General features: G+C 56.1%; 24 protein-coding genes. 16 read left to right on the forward strand and 8 right to left on the reverse strand.

Annotated elements, in window-relative coordinates; genetic code table 11:
• Positions 1–2: 2 nt before the first annotated feature.
• On the forward strand, positions 3–644 hold the full coding sequence (locus ACYASS_RS03260) for a TetR/AcrR family transcriptional regulator (protein ID WP_463585066.1): 642 nt from the start codon (positions 3–5) through the stop codon (positions 642–644).
• Positions 641–1,132 carry a GNAT family N-acetyltransferase gene (locus ACYASS_RS03265; protein ID WP_463585067.1) on the forward strand — a complete coding sequence of 164 codons (492 nt, stop codon included), beginning with the start codon at positions 641–643 and terminating at the stop codon, positions 1,130–1,132. Before ACYASS_RS03260 ends, ACYASS_RS03265 begins: the two co-directional genes overlap by 4 nt.
• A 299-nt stretch (positions 1,133–1,431) precedes the next feature.
• Here ACYASS_RS03265 and ACYASS_RS03270 read toward each other — a convergent pair whose 3' ends face one another.
• Positions 1,432–1,731: a DUF3144 domain-containing protein gene (locus ACYASS_RS03270; protein ID WP_463585068.1), complete on the reverse strand. Its 300-nt coding sequence runs from the start codon at positions 1,729–1,731 to the stop codon at positions 1,432–1,434.
• Between the two features lie 97 nt (positions 1,732–1,828).
• Between ACYASS_RS03270 and ACYASS_RS03275 the strand changes: the two genes are divergently transcribed.
• The 6 genes from ACYASS_RS03275 (at position 1,829) to ACYASS_RS03300 (ending at position 5,372) form a co-directional block, all read left to right on the forward strand.
• On the forward strand, positions 1,829–2,281 hold the full coding sequence (locus ACYASS_RS03275) for an HIT family protein (protein ID WP_463585069.1): 453 nt from the start codon (positions 1,829–1,831) through the stop codon (positions 2,279–2,281).
• A 58-nt stretch (positions 2,282–2,339) separates the two neighbouring features.
• Positions 2,340–2,642, forward strand: coding sequence for a hypothetical protein (locus ACYASS_RS03280; protein ID WP_463585070.1), 303 nt, complete (start codon positions 2,340–2,342; stop codon positions 2,640–2,642).
• A gap of 191 nt (positions 2,643–2,833) precedes the next feature.
• Complete coding sequence (locus ACYASS_RS03285; protein WP_463585071.1) at positions 2,834–3,076, forward strand: hypothetical protein; 243 nt, start codon at positions 2,834–2,836, stop codon at positions 3,074–3,076.
• A 119-nt stretch (positions 3,077–3,195) separates the two neighbouring features.
• Positions 3,196–4,122 carry a Gfo/Idh/MocA family protein gene (locus tag ACYASS_RS03290; RefSeq protein ID WP_463585072.1) on the forward strand — a complete coding sequence of 309 codons (927 nt, stop codon included), beginning with the start codon at positions 3,196–3,198 and terminating at the stop codon, positions 4,120–4,122.
• Positions 4,123–4,358: 236 nt separating this feature from the next.
• Positions 4,359–4,817, forward strand: coding sequence for a GNAT family N-acetyltransferase (locus ACYASS_RS03295; protein WP_463585073.1), 459 nt, complete (start codon positions 4,359–4,361; stop codon positions 4,815–4,817).
• A gap of 69 nt (positions 4,818–4,886) precedes the next feature.
• Positions 4,887–5,372: a P-loop nucleotide/nucleoside kinase family protein gene (locus tag ACYASS_RS03300; RefSeq protein ID WP_463585074.1), complete on the forward strand. Its 486-nt coding sequence runs from the start codon at positions 4,887–4,889 to the stop codon at positions 5,370–5,372.
• A gap of 53 nt (positions 5,373–5,425) precedes the next feature.
• Here ACYASS_RS03300 and ACYASS_RS03305 read toward each other — a convergent pair whose 3' ends face one another.
• On the reverse strand, positions 5,426–5,926 hold the full coding sequence (locus ACYASS_RS03305; protein WP_463585075.1) for a GNAT family N-acetyltransferase: 501 nt from the start codon (positions 5,924–5,926) through the stop codon (positions 5,426–5,428).
• A gap of 926 nt (positions 5,927–6,852) precedes the next feature.
• Between ACYASS_RS03305 and ACYASS_RS03310 the strand changes: the two genes are divergently transcribed.
• Positions 6,853–7,353: a GNAT family N-acetyltransferase gene (locus ACYASS_RS03310; protein ID WP_463585076.1), complete on the forward strand. Its 501-nt coding sequence runs from the start codon at positions 6,853–6,855 to the stop codon at positions 7,351–7,353.
• A gap of 133 nt (positions 7,354–7,486) precedes the next feature.
• Here the strand turns inward: ACYASS_RS03310 and ACYASS_RS03315 are convergent, their stop codons facing one another.
• Positions 7,487–8,698, reverse strand: a complete 1,212-nt coding sequence (locus ACYASS_RS03315) for an MFS transporter (RefSeq protein WP_463585077.1) — start codon at positions 8,696–8,698, stop codon at positions 7,487–7,489.
• A gap of 224 nt (positions 8,699–8,922) precedes the next feature.
• Here ACYASS_RS03315 and ACYASS_RS03320 point away from each other — a divergent pair, with 224 nt between their 5' ends.
• Together ACYASS_RS03320 and ACYASS_RS03325 are read left to right on the forward strand one after the other, a co-directional pair.
• Positions 8,923–9,870: an AraC family transcriptional regulator gene (locus ACYASS_RS03320; RefSeq protein WP_463585078.1), complete on the forward strand. Its 948-nt coding sequence runs from the start codon at positions 8,923–8,925 to the stop codon at positions 9,868–9,870.
• Positions 9,871–9,981: 111 nt separating this feature from the next.
• Positions 9,982–10,275 carry a hypothetical protein gene (locus tag ACYASS_RS03325; protein ID WP_463585079.1) on the forward strand — a complete coding sequence of 98 codons (294 nt, stop codon included), beginning with the start codon at positions 9,982–9,984 and terminating at the stop codon, positions 10,273–10,275.
• Here ACYASS_RS03325 and ACYASS_RS03330 read toward each other — a convergent pair.
• On the reverse strand, positions 10,258–11,496 hold the full coding sequence (locus ACYASS_RS03330) for an HWE histidine kinase domain-containing protein (RefSeq protein WP_463585080.1): 1,239 nt from the start codon (positions 11,494–11,496) through the stop codon (positions 10,258–10,260). The two genes, ACYASS_RS03325 and ACYASS_RS03330, sit on opposite strands and share 18 nt — an antisense overlap.
• 48 nt (positions 11,497–11,544) lie before the next feature.
• Between ACYASS_RS03330 and ACYASS_RS03335 the strand changes: the two genes are divergently transcribed.
• Both ACYASS_RS03335 and ACYASS_RS03340 read left to right on the forward strand, forming a co-directional pair.
• Positions 11,545–12,165: a glutathione S-transferase N-terminal domain-containing protein gene (locus tag ACYASS_RS03335; RefSeq protein WP_463585081.1), complete on the forward strand. Its 621-nt coding sequence runs from the start codon at positions 11,545–11,547 to the stop codon at positions 12,163–12,165.
• Positions 12,166–12,446: 281 nt separating this feature from the next.
• Complete coding sequence (locus ACYASS_RS03340) at positions 12,447–13,154, forward strand: tRNA (adenine(22)-N(1))-methyltransferase (protein ID WP_463585082.1); 708 nt, start codon at positions 12,447–12,449, stop codon at positions 13,152–13,154.
• 46 nt (positions 13,155–13,200) lie between these two features.
• Here the strand turns inward: ACYASS_RS03340 and ACYASS_RS03345 are convergent, their stop codons facing one another.
• The 3 genes from ACYASS_RS03345 to ACYASS_RS03355 form a co-directional block, all read right to left on the reverse strand.
• Complete coding sequence (locus ACYASS_RS03345; protein WP_463585083.1) at positions 13,201–13,908, reverse strand: hypothetical protein; 708 nt, start codon at positions 13,906–13,908, stop codon at positions 13,201–13,203.
• 301 nt (positions 13,909–14,209) lie between these two features.
• Positions 14,210–14,611, reverse strand: coding sequence for a DoxX family protein (locus ACYASS_RS03350; protein ID WP_463585084.1), 402 nt, complete (start codon positions 14,609–14,611; stop codon positions 14,210–14,212).
• 69 nt (positions 14,612–14,680) lie between these two features.
• Positions 14,681–15,055 carry a PA0061/PA0062 family lipoprotein gene (locus ACYASS_RS03355; protein ID WP_463585085.1) on the reverse strand — a complete coding sequence of 125 codons (375 nt, stop codon included), beginning with the start codon at positions 15,053–15,055 and terminating at the stop codon, positions 14,681–14,683.
• Between the two features lie 185 nt (positions 15,056–15,240).
• On the opposite strand from ACYASS_RS03355, the gene ACYASS_RS03360 reads away from it, so the two are divergent.
• Together ACYASS_RS03360 and ACYASS_RS03365 are read left to right on the forward strand one after the other, a co-directional pair.
• Positions 15,241–15,924, forward strand: coding sequence for a response regulator (locus tag ACYASS_RS03360; RefSeq protein WP_463585086.1), 684 nt, complete (start codon positions 15,241–15,243; stop codon positions 15,922–15,924).
• Entirely contained in the window at positions 15,914–17,272 is a 1,359-nt protein-coding gene (locus ACYASS_RS03365) for an ATP-binding protein (RefSeq protein ID WP_463585087.1), read from the forward strand. Before ACYASS_RS03360 ends, ACYASS_RS03365 begins: the two co-directional genes overlap by 11 nt.
• Here ACYASS_RS03365 and ACYASS_RS03370 read toward each other — a convergent pair.
• On the reverse strand, positions 17,255–17,806 hold the full coding sequence (locus ACYASS_RS03370; protein WP_463585088.1) for a hypothetical protein: 552 nt from the start codon (positions 17,804–17,806) through the stop codon (positions 17,255–17,257). The two genes, ACYASS_RS03365 and ACYASS_RS03370, sit on opposite strands and share 18 nt — an antisense overlap.
• Positions 17,807–18,097: 291 nt before the next feature.
• Between ACYASS_RS03370 and ACYASS_RS03375 the strand changes: the two genes are divergently transcribed.
• Positions 18,098–19,789 (forward strand): Hsp70 family protein, encoded by a 1,692-nt coding sequence (locus ACYASS_RS03375; RefSeq protein ID WP_463585089.1) that lies wholly within the window; start codon positions 18,098–18,100, stop codon positions 19,787–19,789.

Consider the following 19,789-nt stretch of genomic DNA (forward strand, 5'->3'; position numbering starts at 1 on the left):
CCATGAGCACTCCCAAAGCTTCACTAAAGCCAAGAAAATCAGCCGTTCAAGCCAGATCCGTCGCAACGGTAGATGCACTTCACACCGCGACCCTTCAGGTTTTGACGCAATACGGGCTGACTCGCTGCACGACCACGCGGGTTGCCGAGCGAGCCGGAATGTCGGTGGGCAGCGTCTATCAGTACTATCCGAATCGCGACGCGCTGCTGGCAGCGGTGCTCGAAAAGCATCTGCTGGAAGTCGTCGAAACGGTGGAGCTGGCTTGTGCCCGTTATCACGGTAAGGCTGTTGCTGAAATGGCCGCGGGCTTTGTCTCGGCGTTTCTGGTCGTAAAGCTGCGAAACCCAACGGCTTCGAAAGCGCTTTACGCGATTGCGGCGGAGCGGGGCGGTGCTGAACTGATGGCTCGCATCGGCGAGCGCATGGTGGCCGCCATCGCCAACATGCTGGCAACCGCAGCGGATGCGCACTTCGAGGCTCCGGCTTTGGTCGCGCAAGTTTCTTTGCACGCGGTGATCGGGCCGGTACGAGCCATGCTTGAGGGGTTCTCGCCGCCTGATTTCACAGAGTGCCTTGAGCAGCAGTTGACCTTGTTGCTGACGGCCTATCTTCAAGTTCATCAGAGCGTTAAAAGTCGCCCATGAAGCCATTTAAAATTCGCCAGTTAGACCGTTCCGACACTGATTCGCTGCTGGCATTTGAACTCCGTAATCGTGACTGGTTTGAATCTCACATTGATGCGCGAGATCCTTCGTTCTATTCGTCACTGGGTGTCGCGGAGCATATTCAAGGCTATCTGGCCGACTTTGCGCTCGGCGTCTGGCATCCATTTGTTATCGAAGACGTCAGTGGAGAAATAATAGGCCGGGCCAATCTGAAGGATATAAACCTGCCAGCGCGTTGCGCCGAAGTGGGCTATCGAATTGATCACGCTGCGTGTGGGAAAGGGCTGGCAACACTGGCGCTGAAGCATCTGATTGAAGAGGCCAGGAGTCGGGGACTTACGCAACTGGTTGCTTACGTCTTCAAGGAAAATCTCGGTTCGATGAAGGTCCTTGAGCGATGCGGGTTCCAGCCTGAGCAGCCGCTGGATGACGAGGCGGCAGAGAGCAGGTTTGTGCTTTTTCTTTAGCCAGCGGCTGTCCGCCATCGGCACCGTCGTGACTTCCGACAACGCTGATTAACTGCATATAACCAGTAGGCGGTCGAGGGGGGCTGTTAGAGCGAGACTTGCCCGCGAACTGGCCGACTCGGTAGATCAGGCACACCCCGTTATCGTTCTTCGCGGGCAAGCCTCGCTCCAACAAATCCCCGTGTTTGCTGCGCGACAGTGCTGTGTCAGGGATACCTTTTAGGAGCTGCCGAAGGCTGCGATTGGTAGCTTCGCCTACTTCCGATCTGCACGCCTTGAAGGCTATACGTCCGTCCACATCAATCAGGCTTTTGCACCATCATGTACTGGCTGAAGTTATTGATGTGATCGTCCAGGTTATCTTCAAGCATCAGCCTGTATTGATCACAGAAATACTTCAGCATCGCCTCACGCGCCTGAGCCATTTCCTCTCCGGATTTGAAGCTGCGCGCGCTGACCCAGGCATTGAAGCGTGTGGTGCCAAACATCATGGATGCGTTGACCTGACCGATGTTTTCGAAAGTTTTGAGCTGTTCGTTGGACAGCTCGATGTGCGCGTCTGCACGATCGTAGAATGCTTGGTCTGTAGCGTCTGGCATTGCGGGTTACCTGGGTCGTTTTTTTGAGTGGCTGCGGGCATTAAAACATCTTTGTCTTTAGCATTGATGCAGGAGAGCAAAAGAGGAGTGAATGCGCATGACTGAGTGGGACATTTTCGAAACTGAGCACTGGCGGGTCAGCCATCGACGTGATGCTCGTCATAGCGGTTACCTGATGGTCAGCTCGGTGGCTTCTGCTAGTGATTTCATGGACCTCGACGACCTTGCGCTGGCTTCGCTCGGAAGTGTATTACGCGAAACCGAGCAACTTCTTTTTCGAGCTTACGAACCCTGGAAAGTCATCGTTTACAAACTGGGTTTGTCCGCGGGTTTCAATCTGCATTTTCATGTCGCTCCCGTCACACAGACGTTACTGGCGGAAGTCGCGAGCCATGCGGATTATGCAGACGAGCCTGACGGCAACGATGTGATTCTTTTTTTGAGTCGCGTGTATTGCGAGCGCCCTTTGAATGCAAAAGAGCGCGAAACTCAGCAAAAGGCGGTGATGAATCTCCGCGAGCTGCTGACCACAAACAGTAGCCAGGCATAGGCACTTAAGTGCGCTTGAAAGCCACCGATAATCATCACCTGCACAGTGAGTAAACGGAGTGTCTGTGATCCCGGGATATCGCGTCCGCATCTATTGTTTCATCGCTGCCTTGTTCTGCCTGAGCGGCGCCTGGTGGGCAGGGGAGCGCCTGTATGACGCCCTGACGCTCTGGCAGTTCGATGCACTTACAGGGCCGCGTCGGCAATCGGTTAAAGAACACCTGGTGTTCGATGATCAGCCGATACGTTTCCTGTGGTATCTGTTGGAAACCCTGGCAGGCTTCATCTTCTTCAGCGGCGCGGGACTTGCGATGACATGGGGCATATTAAGAGGGCGCAAGGCTTTCAAACGGTGGCATTAGAAGTTTTAGTCAGGTGCTGCTGAGCTTGTTCGGCAGTATTTCGCGGTCTGCATTCACCGCTATCCTGGTATTCCAGATGATCCGGGTCATCGTTCTTCGCGGGCAAGCCTCCCACAAAAAATCTGCGCGCCAAGGAAATGAAGCGACGCGATACTTCATATAAGCTGCGTTATCACCAAAGAGGTCATTTGATGTCTGACGATTCGCTATGCCTTGTATTCGTACCCGCTCTTGTGGCGGTCCTGCGCGCAGCAGAGACTCACAAAGGTTCGCCGCTTACAGAGGCGGAGGTGTTCGACATTCGCGACCGTGCAACGTGCATTGCCCTCTCTCTCAGCAGCGCATTTGAGATGGAAACAGCACGCGGCTATCCCGACATCCTCGCGGAGGATTGTTGGAATCAATGGCAGGCGATACGGCTGGAATTGGACTGAATCCTCACGCTGTCATAAACCACTGACTGCTTAGGTAAGCGTCGACGTCTGACCAGAACTGCGGCCATAATCGATTCATTACGCTTTCCAGAATAAATACAAAAACTCAGGAGTCATCGATGCAACCAATCCGTCTCGGTCTGGTGGGCTACGGCAAGATCGCCCAGGATCAACACGTGCCAGCCATCAATGCCAACCCGGCTTTTCAACTGGTGGCGGTGGCTACGCAAGGACAGCCCTGTGCCGGGGTCGAGAATTTCAAATCCCTGGATGAACTGCTCGAAAAGAGCCCGCAGGTCGACGCCATTGCATTCTGTACGCCACCGCAAGGGCGATTCGCGCTGGTGCAACAAGCGCTCGCAGCGGGCAAGCATGTGTTGGTCGAGAAGCCGCCGTGTGCCACGTTGGGTGAGGCCATGGCCTTGGTGAGTCACGTTGAGCAGCAAGGCGTCAGCGGCCTGTTCGCCTGGCATTCGCGTTACGCGCCGGGTATCGAAGCAGCTCGTGACTGGCTGGCCACCCGCACCCTGCAAAGCGTACAGATCGACTGGAAGGAAGACGTGCGCAAATGGCACCCCGGCCAGGCGTGGATCTGGCAGCCAGGTGGATTAGGTGTTTTCGATCCGGGCATCAATGCGTTGTCGATCGCCACTCATTTGCTGCCGTTACCGCTGTTCGTTGCGTCGGCTGACTTGCGGGTCCCGAGTAATTGCCAGTCGCCTATCGCCGCCTCGATCAAAATGTCCGATGCGCGCCACCTTGATGTTCGCGCGGAGTTTGATTTCGATCACGGCCATGATGAGCTCTGGAGCATCGAAATTCGCTGCGCTGAAGGTGTTTTGCGGCTCGACAATGGCGGCGCACTGTTGAGTATCGATGGCGTGCGCCAAGTAGTTTCCGAAGAGGGTGAATACGCTGCGGTCTATCGACACTTCCAGCAGTTGATTGCGAGCAAAACCAGCGACCTTGACCTGCAACCGCTGAGGCTGGTTGCGGACAGTTTCTTCGTCGGCAGCCGGGCATCGGTTGAGCCGTTTTATGATTGAGCGTGACGTTATCTGAAGGGCCAAAACCTTCGGCCACTCACTGCATCTCCCGATTGAACCCTGTCCTGTAGGAGCTCACCGAGGTTACGAGGCCAGCGATTGCGGTTTGTCTGACACACCGCGATCGCTGGCCTCGTAACCTCGGTGAACTCCTACAGGTCCGATACCGTAGATTAATGACGCTCCCGTGGCTCGCTCGCCAGGCGTCATGGAAAACCAGCCAAAAGGAATTCCACATGCATCGCCTGATCTGGCTGCGTGATGAGATGCAACACAGCAATACCTTCGCACAGTGGCTGCATCAACAGTTCGCATACGAATATATCGGTCAGTCCCTGGCCGACTGGCAGCATGAGTTTGCCGAAGGACAGTTGAACGGTGACTGGCAATGCCTGATCGCTGTCGAGGATGAGCAGTTACTGGGTGGCGCAGCACTTGCCACAAACGACCTCACTGAGCGCCCGGAGTTGGGGCCGTGGCTCGCGTGCGTCTTCATTGCCCCGCATGCACGGCAGCGAGGCTTGGCAGAGCAACTGATCGAAGGCATCTGCATTGAAGCGAAGAGGGCTGGCACCTCACGCATTTACCTGCATACCTATGATCGCCATGAGTATTACGCGAAGCGCGGGTGGCAGCTGTTGGAATGCTTTGAGGCCTGGGATAAGGCGCAATGGCTGATGACGCGGGATCTTTGATCGCTGCCGGTCATTGCCCGTTCGGTCTTCGGCGGGCAGTATCACGGTTTGACAAAAGGACGCGTCGCCATGCACACACCCAAACTTCACCTCATGTGCGGCAAGATCGCATCCGGCAAGTCAACACTCGCCAAAGCACTGGCCGTCGAGCATTCGGCGATTTTGCTCAGTGAGGATCACTGGCTCTCAAAGCTCTACCCCGGCGAGATCAACTCAGTCGCCGACTACGTGCGATCTGCGCACCGGATACGCGATGTATTAGGCCCACTGGTCATCAATCTGCTGAAGTCAGACGTTGATGTGGTTCTGGACTTTCCGGGCAATACCCGCGCTGATCGTGAGTGGCTGCGCGGCCTGTCGGAGGGCGCGAAGGTCAGGCACTGTTTGCACTATCTGGAACTGGACGATGATGTTTGCCGTGCCAGACTTCACGCCCGTAACGAGCGCGCCGAGCACGACTTTGCAGCCACTGACGCCGAGTTTGATTTGATCACCCGTTATTTCCAGGCTCCCACAATGGAAGAAGGCCTGGATATTCTGGTCCACCGTCCTTAGTTCGGGGTGCTGCGTAATCTGTTTTTACCGCAGACGAAAAGCACATTCAGCATTTAATAAAACTCGTCAGGTTTTAACGATTCATGGGGCTGTTGTAGGTCTGCGCCGTCGGCATTTCGAAGAAGCTGCACATGCGTGGCGTGATCGTCGTCCAATGGCTGAAAACCACAGCGCAGGTAAAATGCAGCCGCATCCGGGTGATCGGTGTACAGGCGCACCATGCGGAAATGCTCAGTCGCGTATTCCACAAGCTGATTGACCAACCGCTTTCCGATGTTCTGATTTCTTGCTTCACGGGCGATGTACACCCTGCGTAGCCTACCGATGTCCTCACCAGCAAACGGGTCACGCGTCAGGCCACCAATGCCCACAAGACGGTCTCCCAGATACGCCGTCATCAGGCATTCACCCTGCGCCTCAAAACGGTTCGCTCCGGTTTGCCACTCCTCAATCAAGCGGGTGAGAAACCTGAAACCCTCTGCGCTCGCTTGTTTTTCCAGTGCCTGAATCTGTGGAGGCAGTGCGGTGATCAGCTGAATGTCCACGTGGTTCACTCGATGTTCTCGTTTTGAGAGAGGCTCCGCCTTGCCAGAAATACCAGTACAGGTTGCAAGCGGCAATGGTCGGGGAATTTGCCGACGGGGCACCCATTTTACGGAAATCGAAGCTAGTCATCCTTCAATTGATCAGCAAGAAACTCGACCATAGCCCTCACTCGACGACTGGGGCTGCTGGTTGCCGTTACCGCGTGCCCGCCAATAGCCGGGTGTCGCGCAGATGATTCGCTGGCTTCTGGTCAGCGCACGGGAGAATTCGGGAGGGCGGTGTTTCAGTCAATACATACGCTGTGGATGTACCGTCCCTTCGCGAACAAGTTCGCTCCTACCGGTCGGTGCGCTCTTACTGCCTGACGCCGGTAGGACCGAATTTATTCGGGAAGGCTGTGTTCCAGTCGATACATGGGCTGTGGATGTACTGCTCCTTTCGCGAACAAGTTCGCTCCTACCGGTCGGTGCGCTCTTACCGCCTGACGCCGGTAGGACCGAATTTATTCGGGAAGGCTGTGTTCCAGTCGATACATGGGCTGTGGATGTACTGCTCCTTTCGCCAACAAGTTCGCTCCTACCGGTCAGCGCGCTCTTACTGCCTGACGCCGGTAGGACCGAATTTAATCGGGAAGGCTGTGTTCCAGTCGATACATGGGCTGTGGATGTACTGCTCCTTTCACGAACAAGTTCGCTCCTACCGGTCAGCGCGCTCTTACCGCCTGACGCCGGTAGGACCGAATTTATTCGGGAGGGCGGCGTTTCAGCCAGTACATTAACCATGGATGTACCACGCTTCAGGTGTCAGGCGCTGGTTCGGCCGACAGCAGCTGGATCACCGCAGCTATCGGCTATCGTTAGCGGCGACAGTCACCTGTGTATAACGGCCCGTCGGCCAGTCCCGGCGTCGGCACACGAATAGCGGAATAGCTCAAATGACAACGCATGAACCTTTTATAGGCAGGGCCGACGAGTCTGATCTGGACGGCATTCTGGAGCTTCAGGCAGCGAATCAGATCACCCGGGGTGGTTCGCTTTCGGCCAGCCTGCCACGCTCGCGAGTGCAGGCGATGATGAATGAAATGCCACTGATCGTTGCGCGCCGTGACGGGCACATTACCGGCTTTCTGATGACCACCACCCGAGCGATGAATGCTGATCTGCCGATAGTGAAGGCCATGTTCGCCGCCTATCAGGGCACACCTGACGCCTATGTCTATGGCCCGATCTGCGTCGGTGAGCAAGAGCGTGGCAAGGGGCTGGCGCAGAAGATGTTTGCCGATCTCCGGCGCCTTGAGGCGGGGCGCGAGGGCGTTCTTTTCATACGTCAGGACAATGAACCTTCATTGCGGGCGCATTTGAAAATGGGCATGAATGAGGTTGCTCGCTTTTCATTCAACGGGTTTGAGTACGCGGTCTTTTCTTATATTGGATAGCCTTCGCCCGTGACAGGAAGACACCGGCTTGCAGTGCCATGCGGTGATGTTTAGGGTACCGCAAACACACCGCCAAACCTGGTGTTGGTACCTGAGCATCTTCACCCGGCCAAAATGGTATATGAGTAAGACCTCAGCTCGCTGTATTGGCCGTAGCAAGCGATTGACCGGTCGCGGCCCGCGCCGCCAGCAGCGCAAGTACGGCTGCAATCACCAGCAACGCCGCGCTTAATTCAAAGGTTGCCCGGTAGCCACTGAAGTCGAATACAAAGCCGCCGACAGTAGCGCCCAATGCGATTGCCAACTGGATGATGGCGACCATCAGTCCGCCGCCTGCTTCTGCATCTTGGGGCAGTGTTTTGGCCAGCCATGTCCACCAGCCAACCGGGGCGGCAGTTGCGACCAATCCCCAGAGGCCGAGCAGTACCGCAGTTGTCAGTGCTGAGCTACCGAACGAAACCAGGGCCAGTGCAATCGCCGCCATCAACACGGGAATGACAATCAGTGTTCGATGCAGGCCGGTTTTCAGGAATATCTCGATCAGGAAAGTACCTGCCAAACCGGCGAGGCCCAGAATAAGCAGCATCAGTGAAAGCATAGAAACACTGACATGCGTGACGGCCTCAAGAAACGGGCGCAGGTAAGTGAACAGCATGAACTGGCCCATGAAGAACACGCTGACGGCCACCATGCCGAGTGCGACGGGCGTATTTTTCATTAGTTGTAAGACGTTATTGTTGCCCGCGCGGCCGGTAGCCTTCATCGTCGGCAAGCTGAAAAGTAGCCATGCCGAGGCGAGCAGGGCGACCGGGACTACGCAGAAAAAAGCCCCGCGCCAGCCGATCAAGGCACCGAGAAAACTCCCGAGAGGCGCTGCTACGACGGTGGCCAGAGCGTTGCCGCCATTGACGACGGCCATCGCTCGCGTCACCTGATCTTCTGGCACCAAGCGCAAGGCCGTTGCTGCTGACAGGGACCAGAAGCCACCGATTGCGACGCCGATCAACGCACGGCCGGCCATGAACAGGGTGTAGTTGGGCGCGAACGCCACTACGGTGCCGGAGACGATCATCAGCAGCGTGAGCGAGAGCAATAACAGCTTTCGGTCAACCCGTGTCGCCACGGCTGGAATCAGCAGGCTGGTGAGCAGGGCGAACAGCCCGGAGACGGAGATGCCCTGACCCGCTTGGCCTTCGGTAATGTGCAAATCGGCTGCAATTGGCGTCAGCAGACTGACCGGCATGAACTCCGAAGCGACCAGTGCAAAGGCGGCGAGTGACATCGCGAGCACTGCGCCCCATGAGTGCTGGTCGTTCTGAGTGGAGAGGTGAGATGTATCGGTCATTGAATGATGTGTCCTGTAGAGCGTGAAGCGTCGCGGCATCGATATCGCAACCGCGAAAGGGACGTGCCCATAGGCCTGTCATTGATGAACTATTTTCCCCGGATGACCGGACGCTCTGTAGCGCATTCCAATGACTTACTTGCCTGATCCTCTGAGTCTTGCTCTTTAGGCAGGACGCCCGGACGACAGCGGGGTAGAGTTCAGTGAAGAGGCGCGAGACGAACATGGCGATCAAACAAAACACTGCCGCTCAACATTCATCGGCACAAGAAAGGCTGGCGCAGGTCATTGGCGAGCGGATTTCCACTCCGGGTGATTTCGGCATGCCCATCGAAGGTCTTGGCTTTTTCAGGCGCGAACATCCTTCGTCGCCCGTGGTGTGCATGGTCGAGCCGAGCATCATTCTGGTTGCCAGTGGCGAAAAGCAGTTGTGGGTAGGCGGCCAGGGCTATCCCTATGACACGACCCGCTTTCTGATTACCTCACTGGACTTGCCTGCCAACTCAGAAGTGTTGGCGGCAAGCCCTGAACAGCCGTGTCTCGGGCTGACGTTGAAGCTGGACGTGCGCATGCTGGCCGAGTTAGCCACGCAGAGCGGTCTGTCGCCGGTACGTGATCGATCCGTCGGGGCGGGCGTCGGCATCGGCTCTGTCACCGACGCGTTGTTGGCGTCGTTCGAGCGCCTGCTGGCGTTGCTTGAGGAACCCGAAGCCATTCCGGTTCTTGCGCCGCTGATCAAGCGCGAAATCCACTATCGGCTATTGATGAGCGACCAGGCGAACAGGCTGCGACAAATCACTGCTGTCGACGGTCAGGGTTATCGAATAGCCAAAGCCATCGACTGGCTGAAGCTGAACTACGCCAGCGCGCTGCGAGTCGACGAACTGGCCGCCCGTGTGCAAATGAGTTCCGCCACTTTTCATCACCATTTCCGACAGCTCACAGCAATGAGCCCTTTGCAGTATCAGAAGTGGCTGCGATTGAATGAAGCGCGGCGTCTGATGCTCAACGAGCACAAAGACGTCTCCACTGCGGCCTTCAAGGTTGGCTACGAAAGCCCGTCTCAGTTCAGCCGCGAATACAGCCGCCTGTTTGGCGTACCGCCCAAGCGTGATATTTCGGGGTTGAGGGGGCAGGGCGGAGAGGTTGGTTTGCGCGAAAGTGGGACTTGAAAGACTGGGGAATGCATCTTGGACGCTGAGTTTTGATATAGCGTTCTAGCGCCTTTGCGCTTCTGTTAGCATCTGCAGGACTTCATAGCCTGAACGTCAGGAAGCCAAATAATGAGGCTGACATTGGATGCTGCGCGTGCACTCAGGGATGGCGGGATTGATGCCATGGCCGCACTGGATGAGATGATTCGAGAAACATTGCACCATTTTCCTGAAGAGCTGCACTCAGATGTAAAACGTGCCGCTGGTAACGCTATGGGGGCGGTCGCTGAGGAAACTATTAATCGTGCGATCAAGGCTTTTCCAGAGCTTAAGCCAGATGAGCAAATCTGGATCGATGTGGCAAAAAACAAAGCAGCGAAGCGCGCTTCACTCTCTGAGTCCGGATTAGACTTCACTCCCTAGTCTCTGCGTGAACGGCGCAGTAATTTCGCAGCGCAATCCTGTCGGATCAAAGAAGAACAGGGCTGACCCGTCCACGGAGTTGCGAAGGTTGCCGTTGATCATTGTACTGCCGTATCCCTTTCGCTCTGGTGGCTGCACTTCTGGGCCATGGCTTTCCGTCCAGTACAGTTTGAAAGTGGTATGTCCTTCGTCTTCATGAATCACCTGCCAACTCACGCTCAGGGCGCCATCTGAGTGAGAGAGCGAGCCGTATTTGGACGCGTTTGTTCCCAGTTCATGGAGGACAAGAGCAAACGTAGAGGCCGCTGCCGGGGTCAGGACAATGTCTGGCCCGCCAATGGCTACGTCGCACTCTTTGCGATACGGGGCGAGCATTTCCTGGATCAGCGATTCGATGCTGATTTCCTTCGCGTCAAACGCCAGCGAATGAGCCCGATGCATCATCACCAGACGCTCGGCGAAAACCCGGCGAAATTCAGATGGATTCGGATAGCTTTTGATCGTCAGGCTGGCGACGCCACCCATGGTGGAGAACAGGTTACGCATGCGGTGTTCAAGCTCGCCCAGCAAAAGCTGTGTGGTTTCTTGAGTCCGGCTGTAGGCGCAAGCCTTGGCACACAGAGCTGAAGCTTGCCGGGCCAAGAGCATCTGCTCATCCGTCAACGGTGACCCGGCGGGGTGGATTATGGCCAGGCTGCCTTGCACAATCCCGTCTGAGGTTTGGGCCGGAATCGAGATCAGGGATGACAGACCATGTCTGGCGAACAGCGCCTTCCACTCCGCCGAAAAACGTTCATCGTTGGCTACATCCGGCACTAACACCGACCGGCCCGTCAACACGCCAAGGCCACACGAGCCTCGGTTGCCGGTGATGATGTTGTTCTCCAGACTGCTGGAAAACTCGATGGGCAAACTGGGGAATACTGCGTGGCGAAAGGTCTTGCCCGGCTTATCCAGCACATTGATACCCACCACGCAGCCGGGCATCTTTTCCTGCAGGAGAACGGCAAATTCCCTGAGTAAAGGCACGGCCGGGGCACCCGAAGACATTGCGTCTACCGCACGATCAAGGAGATGCCCCAGAAGCTCTTGCATGAAAAGGACACGCCCTGAATTGTTAGTATGCGCGGCAGTATAAGGCGCTCCTGGCGTGGCAACAATTTCCCGGAGGTCGCCGGTTGTCGGTATTTGCGTCTGCTCGCTACTGCCGGTAGACGCCATGGCGGCCGAATCTTACCCTCGTACTTTCAGCCAATGGAGGGTAAAAGCATGTACACGCTTTTCGGGGCAGTGGGTTCCGGTTCGGCTGCTATCGAGATTGCGCTGGAATACTGCGGCGCAGACTACCGATTGGTGGCAGCCAGCTCCTGGGAGGAGGGCAGTGGCAGAGATGAACTGCGACGGCTTAATCCGCTACTGCAAGTACCAACTCTGGTTTTACCCGACGGCACCGTGCTGACCGAGAGCGCGGCGATATTGACCTCTCTCGGACTGGATTTCCCGGCCTCAGGGCTGCTGTCCCTGAATCCGTCTGAACGAGCCCTGCAACTGCGAGGATTGGTCTACATCGCCACCAACTGCTACACAGCCATCGGCATGATTGATTACCCGGAACGCTGGTTGCCTAAGGGGGATAAAGAACAGTTGCAGCAGTTGGTTAACGGCGCAAGGTCCCGGCTTTGCGAGCATTGGGATGCATTTAGTGATGTCTTTGAAAGTACGCTGGCGTGGCGCCCGGCAGAACCCGGAGCTGTCGAGATTCTGGCTTGTATTGTTAGTCGATGGGCCGGTGCCCGTGAGCACCTGCGAATATCACGGCCGGGATTTCATGCGGCGCTATTGGATATTGATTGTCATGTAGCAACTGCGTTGGCGCGTCGGTGTTTCTGATTTCACAGGTCCGATCGGTTCTGTGGGAGCCGAGCTTACTCGCGATGATTGCCACACAGTTGTCAGGTAGGTCGCGTTCAGCCTTATCGCGAGCAAGCTCCGCTCCCACAGGTGGGTGACTTGGCTAGATTCGATTCTGCTTTGGGCCGAAAGGCGGATTTCAGCTGAGCAGCGAGGCAAGGCTGAGGTCGCACAAGATTGATATGCACAACATTGCTCGCCAGAATCGCGCTCCTGTCCGGTCATGGGTGCTGGAGGTTAGCGGTTAAAAGGGGCTGTAGTTGAACGAACAGACATTGTCCATGCGCCTTGAGCGCGTGGCAGCGCAGGTACCGGCCGGTGCACGGCTGGCCGATATCGGCTCGGACCACGGCTACCTGCCAGTGGCATTATTACGCCGAGGGTTGATTGCAGCAGCGGTGGCGGGCGAAGTGGCTGATACACCGTTTCGTGCTGCCAAACGCACCGTGCGCGAAAACGATTTCGATCAGCAGATCACCGTGCGTCTGGCCGATGGGCTGGCAGCAATCAAGCCAGAGGACCAGGTCACTGCAATCAGCATCTGCGGCATGGGCGGAGAAACCATCCGTGACATCCTCGAAAGTGGTCAGTCGCATTTGAGTGGCCGGGAGCGCTTGATCCTGCAGCCCAACGGCGGGGAGCAACCGTTGCGCCTATGGCTGATGGAGCATGACTACCGGATCCTCTATGAAGAGGTCCTGCGGGAAAACCGTTTCGATTATGAAATCATCGTTGCGCAGCGCCTCGGGCCGGTGATCTACACCGCTGAGGAGCTGTACTTTGGTCCATTACAGATGCAGGAGCGCAGTCCGGCATTCCTGCTCAAGTGGCAGCGCTTATTGCGCTACAAGCAGAAGACGTTGAAGCACTTCGAACGCGCTCGTCAGGCGCTGCCGGAGGAAAGGCTGGAAGACGCCACCCGGCAGGTTCGGTGGATTACTGAGTTGCTGGCTGCTACTGGAGCATGACGCGGTGAATATTCGGGCGACTCGCGTTAGCTGGAAGTTGTGTTGTTCAAGGTTGCCGGAAAATCCCCAAGCGTTTTTTAGCCTTGTAGCAGTCATTGATTTCAACAGCTTTTTGGTAATACGCCGTGCGTAGTGGCCGGTTAATGTCCCCCTGTATCAGGAAGATTTCAGCCTGATACTCACGGCGGGTGCCCCATTGCATGGTCAGGCCCACGGGTTGCTCCTGACTGCACTCAAGCTTTACGGCTGGCTGTGGAAAGTACTTCTCATAGAAGGGCATGCTGGCTTGCATACCTTGCAGTGCAGCCTGGAACTGAGGCGTGTCGCTGAACGCCCAACAGTAGGATGGAATTAACAGTGCTGCCGGAGCAAAGCCTTGAGCCACGCTTCGTTCAAACAAAGGGCAAGCGTTGGCCTGAACCGCATCCAGCGGATATATGATTGCGTAGATCAATCCAAGACGATACTGGGCGACGGGATGATCAAGGGCTACGGCCTGATCAAGCAATTCGATGGCTGGTTTCAGAAAAGACCCCGCTTCAATCGACAGTGCTTCGGCACGTGCTCTCACCTCCGCGCTGGCTGTCGGAGGCGTAGCCGGGATTACGTCGAGTTTGTCCTGCGCATGCTGTAGATAAGGGACAGCCTGCTGGTAGAGGCTCTCAGCATGTGGATCTATCTGAAGTGTGTCGGCCAGACACAGTTGCGACAGCAGGCACCCGAGCAGAGTGCCGCTCCATCGATTGATAAACATGAATTGGCTTCCTTGCGTCACGCTATTTGAATGCAGCGCAGGGTACTCATTGTTGTGAGTGAAAACTACTTTTGGTGGGGCAGGGTTTTACCAGCGTTAGGGGCGGACATATGATCCAGGAAGGTTGCTTCTCTGTTGCGACGGGCCTTACCAAAGCCTGCGGGAGCTGAGCTTGCTCGCTATAGGCTATCGAAAGTGCTGCAGAATGCTCCACGTTTCATTGAAAAGTGACGCGAGCTTGATCGATGTCGCGCGCAGAGCCCGAGTCACCGCCGCTTCGCGTCATAGCCTTCCCTGGTCGTCAAGCGTTTCGCTTTAGTTTTGCGTCCAGGCTGAAGGCGCCAGGACTGCTGATCATTACCTGCAGCAGGCCACCGCAGATCGAGATGTTTTTCAGGAAGGCAATAAGCTGCATTTTGTCTGCGAAGTTAGTGTGAAACACAGCCGCTGTCACCAGAGTAAATACGGTCATGACGGCTGCAACAGCGGCAGTATGGAACCCCAGGACCAACGCCGTTGCCAATCCCAGTTCGACAAATAAGGCACCTGCATAGGCGATCTCGGGAAACGGGAGGCCGGCGTTGGCGATGTAGTTGAGCGTTGCGGCAGGGGCCATAAGTTTGCCTAGGCCGCTGTATAGAAACAGCACGCTTAAAAGCAGTCGCGCCGCTAAACTAACGTAGTCTTTTTTGAGGTCGGTCATATTACTTTCTCGGAGGGGTTTTTAATGTTTTAAGGGGACTAACAGTACGCAGGGCATCAATAACGAGGTTTACAGTGTGACGTCTTTAATCAGGTTTCTCTCTTGATCCCGTAACTGCAATGCGCGGCTGAATGTAGTGCCGGTCAGTAGCAGTTGGTATGCTTTTTGTGGCTGAAAATTGTCGTACTCGAACGTCAGGAACCGGGTGCATACGGAATCGTTATAGTGTTCAGTCATGACCAATACTTGCAAACTATGGCGCCCGGCATTGAGCTTGAAATAACGACCGTCACCCACTGAGCTGCCATCCAGTTTTTCAGCCAGGAGTGTGCTTCTGTTATCGGCGGACAGATAGACAATACTGGACGATTGATCCGGCGTGGGAACCGTTGCGGCACAGCCGGATAAAACAAGCAGCAAGACAACAACAATGCAGTTTTTCATGGTGACGCTTCCAGGATTAAGAAGGGGTGTTGAAGAACGTCATGCCATGATGGGTGTGCGCAATTAAGAGAGGATTAAGAAGTTGGGGTGTGTGCTGAAAAAAACTAATTTTAAACAGCTGCTGAATCATTTAATGTTCCCTTAATGTCAGGGGCATAAGCTCCTTTTATTTGCGGGTGGCCAGCATGCGTGTCCTGTTAACAGAAGACGATAAATTGATTGCCGAAGGCGTAATAGCGGGCTTGGGCGCTCAAGGCTTTACTGTTGAACACGTCATGAACGCTGCGGGTGCCGAAGCCATGGTACTTGCCGCCCAATTCGATGTGATGATTCTGGACCTTGGTTTGCCGGACAAGGATGGGTTGACATTGTTGCGGCGGCTGCGGGAGCGTTCATTTGATATTCCCGTGCTGATCCTTACTGCCCGGGACTCTATCGCCGATCGGGTCGCAGGCTTGGAGTCGGGGGGCGATGACTATTTATTGAAACCCTTCGACCTTCGAGAACTGGCCGCCAGACTGCACACCCTGCACCGGAGATTTCTCGGTAGAAGTTCCAACCTGATCCGGCACGGCAGCCTTTCTATCGACCCTGTTTCGCGCGAAACCTTTCTCGACGGTCAGCCTGTGGACCTCTCCAGAAGAGAGCATTCGCTGCTCAAAGCATTGCTGGACTGTAAGGGCCGGATTATGAGTTCTGACCAGCTCAAAGACGCGGTGTATGGATTTGCAGACGATGTAGAAAGCAACGCACTCAACGTTCATATCTTTAATCTGCGACGCAAGTTGGGCAACAACATTGTGCAAACCGTTCGAGGAATGGGCTATCGAATCGGCCCGGCAGAGACGGATGAATCCCATGAGTCTTAGAAGTCGTCTGAGCCTGATACTGGGCTCCAGTTTTATTCTGTTGTGGGCGCTTGCTGCGACCTGGATGTTGTGTGACCTGCAACGTAACGTGAGCACGTCGCTGGATGAGCGGCTGGCTGCAACGGCCCGGCTGATCATCAGCCTGGTCCCACTGTCAGCTTCGCCGATTGAACAGGCTGATCTCTCCAGCGTGGTTCGTTCGCCGACGGGCGAGGCGGCGCTCGCCAGCGGGATGGCCTGCCAGCTCACGTCCCTGAGGGGTGAAGTGTTCGTTCAGAGCCATAACGCACCGGACCTGACATTCGGCGCGCTGGGTGAGGGTTACCATGACCAGATGGCCGATGGTATCGAATGGCGTACTTTTACGCTGGAGGCCAATGGCGTCCGGATCAGTACCGCCGACCGGGTGGATCAACGCCGTAGCCTGCAATACTCGATTCTCCTTGCAGCAGCCTTGCCGGTGCTGCTTGCCTTGGTCGGCAGCCTGATTCTTCTGTGGATCGGCATTGGCAAAGGGCTCGCGCCGCTGTTACGCATCAAGGACGCGCTGGTCCGGCGTAATGCAGACTGTCTCGATCCTCTGGATATCAACAAACTCCCTGCCGAACTGAAGGTGCTTGTCAATTCACAGAATGCCTTGCTGGCGCGAATTGCCGAGGCTATCGAGCGAGAGCGTAGACTCACAGGTGACGCTGCTCATGAATTACGCAGCCCGCTGACTGCAATCAAGACACACATACAGGTTGCTCAGCTCACTGAGGGCGATGTGGCAAAAAATGCCATGGCAAAAGCGGAAGAGGGCGCTGATCGTTTACAGCGCATTCTGGAACAGCTTTTATTGCTGGCGAGAGTAGAGGGGCGTTTGTCATTCGAGGATGGAGTCCCGACACTGCCGGTGGACGTTGCAAGGCAGGCGTTGGCAGATTCGGAACGGCATGAGGCCGTCACGTTGGTGATTCAGGACGATGTGGCCCGGTTACCGCTCAATGTGCCGGCTGCCCTCGCCACCGCCGCACTGCGTAACTTGATAGATAACGCTCTGCGCCATACCCGGCCGGATACCCAGGTTGACCTGATAATCTCCAAAGACCGAAACAGGGTCAGCTTCCGCGTCAGGGATAGAGGCTTTGGTGTTTCAGCGACCGAGCTTGAAGACATCACCAGACGCTTCTGGCACAAGGGGCATGCTGGGGGAAGCGGGCTTGGTCTGGCCATCGTCGATGCCATTGTCATCAGCAGTCAGGGGGAGTTGTCGTTCGCCAATCTGGTGGATGGGTTTGAGGCGGTCTTGAAACTTCCCTTGGCCGAGACGTCAGCGGACAGTTTTCAATCAGTGCCCACTTTCTAAAGATCTCCGGGCAATTGCCTGAAGCATGCGGCGACGAATCATGCCGCTCACTGGCCGTATCGCGTACCAATAAGGCGTGAAACGTCTGAGCGCCTGACGATCAACGCAATGCACCCGCGTGTGAGTTGTCATCCGGGTTAGCCCTGACTCCAGGCGCTGACAAGTAAAGTTGATCGCGAGCTTGACGCTGCCCGGTTCACAAAAGTGTTGAAAGGCTTCTCCATCAGCCAAATGGGCCTGGCCGTAGTCAGCCTGCCAGAACTTTCCTGCCAGTCCGTAGACGACTTCTGTGTCGCCATCGCGATGCAGCAGGGTGAAGTTGTCCATGCCAAAATTCGCTTTGTCGTTTGCTGCCGAGCGCTGGAATAACCGCATGGGCAGCTCGCGTAACTGAATGGCGTAACGAAAGAACCGGTCATCTTCAGGCCGGTATTGAACGGCTTCAGTCATCAGCCGGGCCGGGCAGGTTGCGGTTTCCAGCCAGTGGGTTTCACTGAACTGATAGTCAGGCAGGTAACGATCAATAAGATGCATCCGTACTCCTTATTGCAGGATTGTCCCGGTCGGCGGGGCGATAGATCAGGCCATTCTTCCAGATGTGCGTCTGGATCATCCTGCCTTGCCGACGTTTTGTGCAATCACGATCTGCTTTAGGGATGTCATGGTGATCCCGATACTCTGAACGCTTCATTCGTGATTCTAAAGCTACCGCCCTCGCTGCCGATAACACCGGCCATATACGTGCGCCGTCGCTATAACGGCAATGACTGAATTTGCGACCAAAGCGTTGTGCTTGAAGGTCGCGTCATTTAAGGAAGAGTGACTGTGATCATTGGTATCGACCTGGGCACCACCAATAGCCTCGTGGCCGCTTGGGATGGCGAGCAGGCCCGGATACTTCCCAATGCCCTGGGCAACTTCCTGACCCCCAGCGTGGTTGGCCTCGACGACCATGGTCAGTTGGTGGTCGGTGACATCGCCCGTGAGCGTTTGCATACCCATCCCAAGCTGACCGCGTCGCTGTTCAAGCGCTACATGGGCAGTGCCCGTGAAACCAGTCTCGGCGGTCGCGCCTATCGCGCGGAAGAGCTTTCTGCAATGTTGCTGCGCAGCCTCAAGGCTGACGCCGAACGTGCTCTGGGTGAGCCAGTCCACGAAGCGGTCATCAGCGTGCCTGCGTATTTCAGTGATGCTCAGCGCAAGGCCACGCGGATCGCTGGTGAACTTGCCGGGCTGAAGATTGAAAAGCTGGTCAACGAACCCACCGCCGCAGCGTTGGCTTATGGCCTTCAGCAGCGAAATGAAGCGACCTTTCTGGTATTCGACCTTGGCGGGGGCACCTTTGACGTGTCCATCCTTGAGCTGTTCGAAGGCGTCATGGAGGTTCGTGCCAGTGCGGGGGACAACTTTCTGGGCGGCGAAGATTTCGATGATCTGCTCGTGCAGCACTTCATCGCCAAAATCGGCGCCTCTGACCTGCCAGACACAACCCTGCCGGCGATAGCCCAGCGGTTGCGGCGCGAGGCACAGCGTATTCGTCACTCGTTGGGGCAAGCGCAGGTTGCGCATTTCACCCTGCGTGAGCAGACACGCGAATGGAGCCTTGAGCTGACGCAGAGCGACCTCGCTGAGATTGTCCGTCCGTTACTGGATCGTTTACGCGCCCCGATCGAGCGCGCGTTGCGCGATGCCCGAATCAAGGTCGCAGACCTCGACGAAATATTGCTGGTGGGTGGCACAACGCGTATGCCGTTGGTGCGCAAACTGGTCGCGGCACTGTTCGGACGAATCCCGGCGATGCAGCTCAACCCGGACGAGGTGGTCGCGCAGGGCGCGGCGATTCAGGCTGCGCTGGTGGCACGCCATGAATCTCTGGAAGAGGTGGTGCTGACCGATGTATGCCCCTATACCTTGGGGATCGAGACTTCGGTGCAGGTCGGTGCCGGTTATCAAAGCGGTCACTACCTGCCAATCATCGAGCGCAATACCGTGGTGCCGGTCAGCCGTTCCCGCTCGGTGTCCACCCTCAGTGATAACCAGAAGGTGGTCAATCTGTTGATCTACCAGGGCGAAAGCCGCCTGGTGAGCAACAATATTTTCCTTGGCCAGCTGGAAATTCCGGTGCCGCCGCGCAAGGCCGGTGAAGTCAGCCTGGACGTACGTTTTACCTACGACAACAATGGCTTGCTCGAAGCGCAGGTCCATTTGCCAATCAATGGCGAAACCCTGCGTCTGGTGATCGAGAACAACCCTGGCGTATTGGCTCCTGAAGAAATCGCCCGGCGTCTGACGGCTCTTGAGGCGCTGAAAGTGCATCCGCGTGATCAGCAGGTCAATACTCTGCTGCTCGCCCGACTGGATCGCTTGTATCAGGAAAGCCTCGGTGACGGTCGTTTGCACATTGCCGCCCTGGCGAACCATTTCCAGCAAATGCTCGACACACAGGACGAACGCCAGATACGCGAAGCTCGTAGCGATATTACCCAGCGCCTGGTCCATTTCGAGCGAGAGGTTTAA

The organism is Pseudomonas sp. HP_14 (assembly GCF_055283875.1).

What these genes read in the sequence shown, in the direction of transcription:
- ACYASS_RS03320 (WP_463585078.1), top strand. Translation starts at nt 8,923, where the DNA reads ATGGCGATCAAACAAAACACTGCCGCTCAACATTCATCGGCACAAGAA.
- ACYASS_RS03295 (WP_463585073.1), top strand. Translation starts at nt 4,359, where the DNA reads ATGCATCGCCTGATCTGGCTGCGTGATGAGATGCAACACAGCAATACC.
- ACYASS_RS03310 (WP_463585076.1), top strand. Translation starts at nt 6,853, where the DNA reads ATGACAACGCATGAACCTTTTATAGGCAGGGCCGACGAGTCTGATCTG.
- ACYASS_RS03350 (WP_463585084.1), bottom strand. Translation starts at nt 14,611, where the DNA reads ATGACCGACCTCAAAAAAGACTACGTTAGTTTAGCGGCGCGACTGCTT.
- ACYASS_RS03285 (WP_463585071.1), top strand. Translation starts at nt 2,834, where the DNA reads ATGTCTGACGATTCGCTATGCCTTGTATTCGTACCCGCTCTTGTGGCG.
- ACYASS_RS03315 (WP_463585077.1), bottom strand. Translation starts at nt 8,698, where the DNA reads ATGACCGATACATCTCACCTCTCCACTCAGAACGACCAGCACTCATGG.
- ACYASS_RS03265 (WP_463585067.1), top strand. Translation starts at nt 641, where the DNA reads ATGAAGCCATTTAAAATTCGCCAGTTAGACCGTTCCGACACTGATTCG.
- ACYASS_RS03290 (WP_463585072.1), top strand. Translation starts at nt 3,196, where the DNA reads ATGCAACCAATCCGTCTCGGTCTGGTGGGCTACGGCAAGATCGCCCAG.
- ACYASS_RS03300 (WP_463585074.1), top strand. Translation starts at nt 4,887, where the DNA reads ATGCACACACCCAAACTTCACCTCATGTGCGGCAAGATCGCATCCGGC.
- ACYASS_RS03270 (WP_463585068.1), bottom strand. Translation starts at nt 1,731, where the DNA reads ATGCCAGACGCTACAGACCAAGCATTCTACGATCGTGCAGACGCGCAC.
- ACYASS_RS03370 (WP_463585088.1), bottom strand. Translation starts at nt 17,806, where the DNA reads ATGCATCTTATTGATCGTTACCTGCCTGACTATCAGTTCAGTGAAACC.
- ACYASS_RS03325 (WP_463585079.1), top strand. Translation starts at nt 9,982, where the DNA reads ATGAGGCTGACATTGGATGCTGCGCGTGCACTCAGGGATGGCGGGATT.
- ACYASS_RS03335 (WP_463585081.1), top strand. Translation starts at nt 11,545, where the DNA reads ATGTACACGCTTTTCGGGGCAGTGGGTTCCGGTTCGGCTGCTATCGAG.
- ACYASS_RS03330 (WP_463585080.1), bottom strand. Translation starts at nt 11,496, where the DNA reads ATGGCGTCTACCGGCAGTAGCGAGCAGACGCAAATACCGACAACCGGC.
- ACYASS_RS03365 (WP_463585087.1), top strand. Translation starts at nt 15,914, where the DNA reads ATGAGTCTTAGAAGTCGTCTGAGCCTGATACTGGGCTCCAGTTTTATT.
- ACYASS_RS03260 (WP_463585066.1), top strand. Translation starts at nt 3, where the DNA reads ATGAGCACTCCCAAAGCTTCACTAAAGCCAAGAAAATCAGCCGTTCAA.
- ACYASS_RS03345 (WP_463585083.1), bottom strand. Translation starts at nt 13,908, where the DNA reads ATGTTTATCAATCGATGGAGCGGCACTCTGCTCGGGTGCCTGCTGTCG.
- ACYASS_RS03355 (WP_463585085.1), bottom strand. Translation starts at nt 15,055, where the DNA reads ATGAAAAACTGCATTGTTGTTGTCTTGCTGCTTGTTTTATCCGGCTGT.
- ACYASS_RS03360 (WP_463585086.1), top strand. Translation starts at nt 15,241, where the DNA reads ATGCGTGTCCTGTTAACAGAAGACGATAAATTGATTGCCGAAGGCGTA.
- ACYASS_RS03275 (WP_463585069.1), top strand. Translation starts at nt 1,829, where the DNA reads ATGACTGAGTGGGACATTTTCGAAACTGAGCACTGGCGGGTCAGCCAT.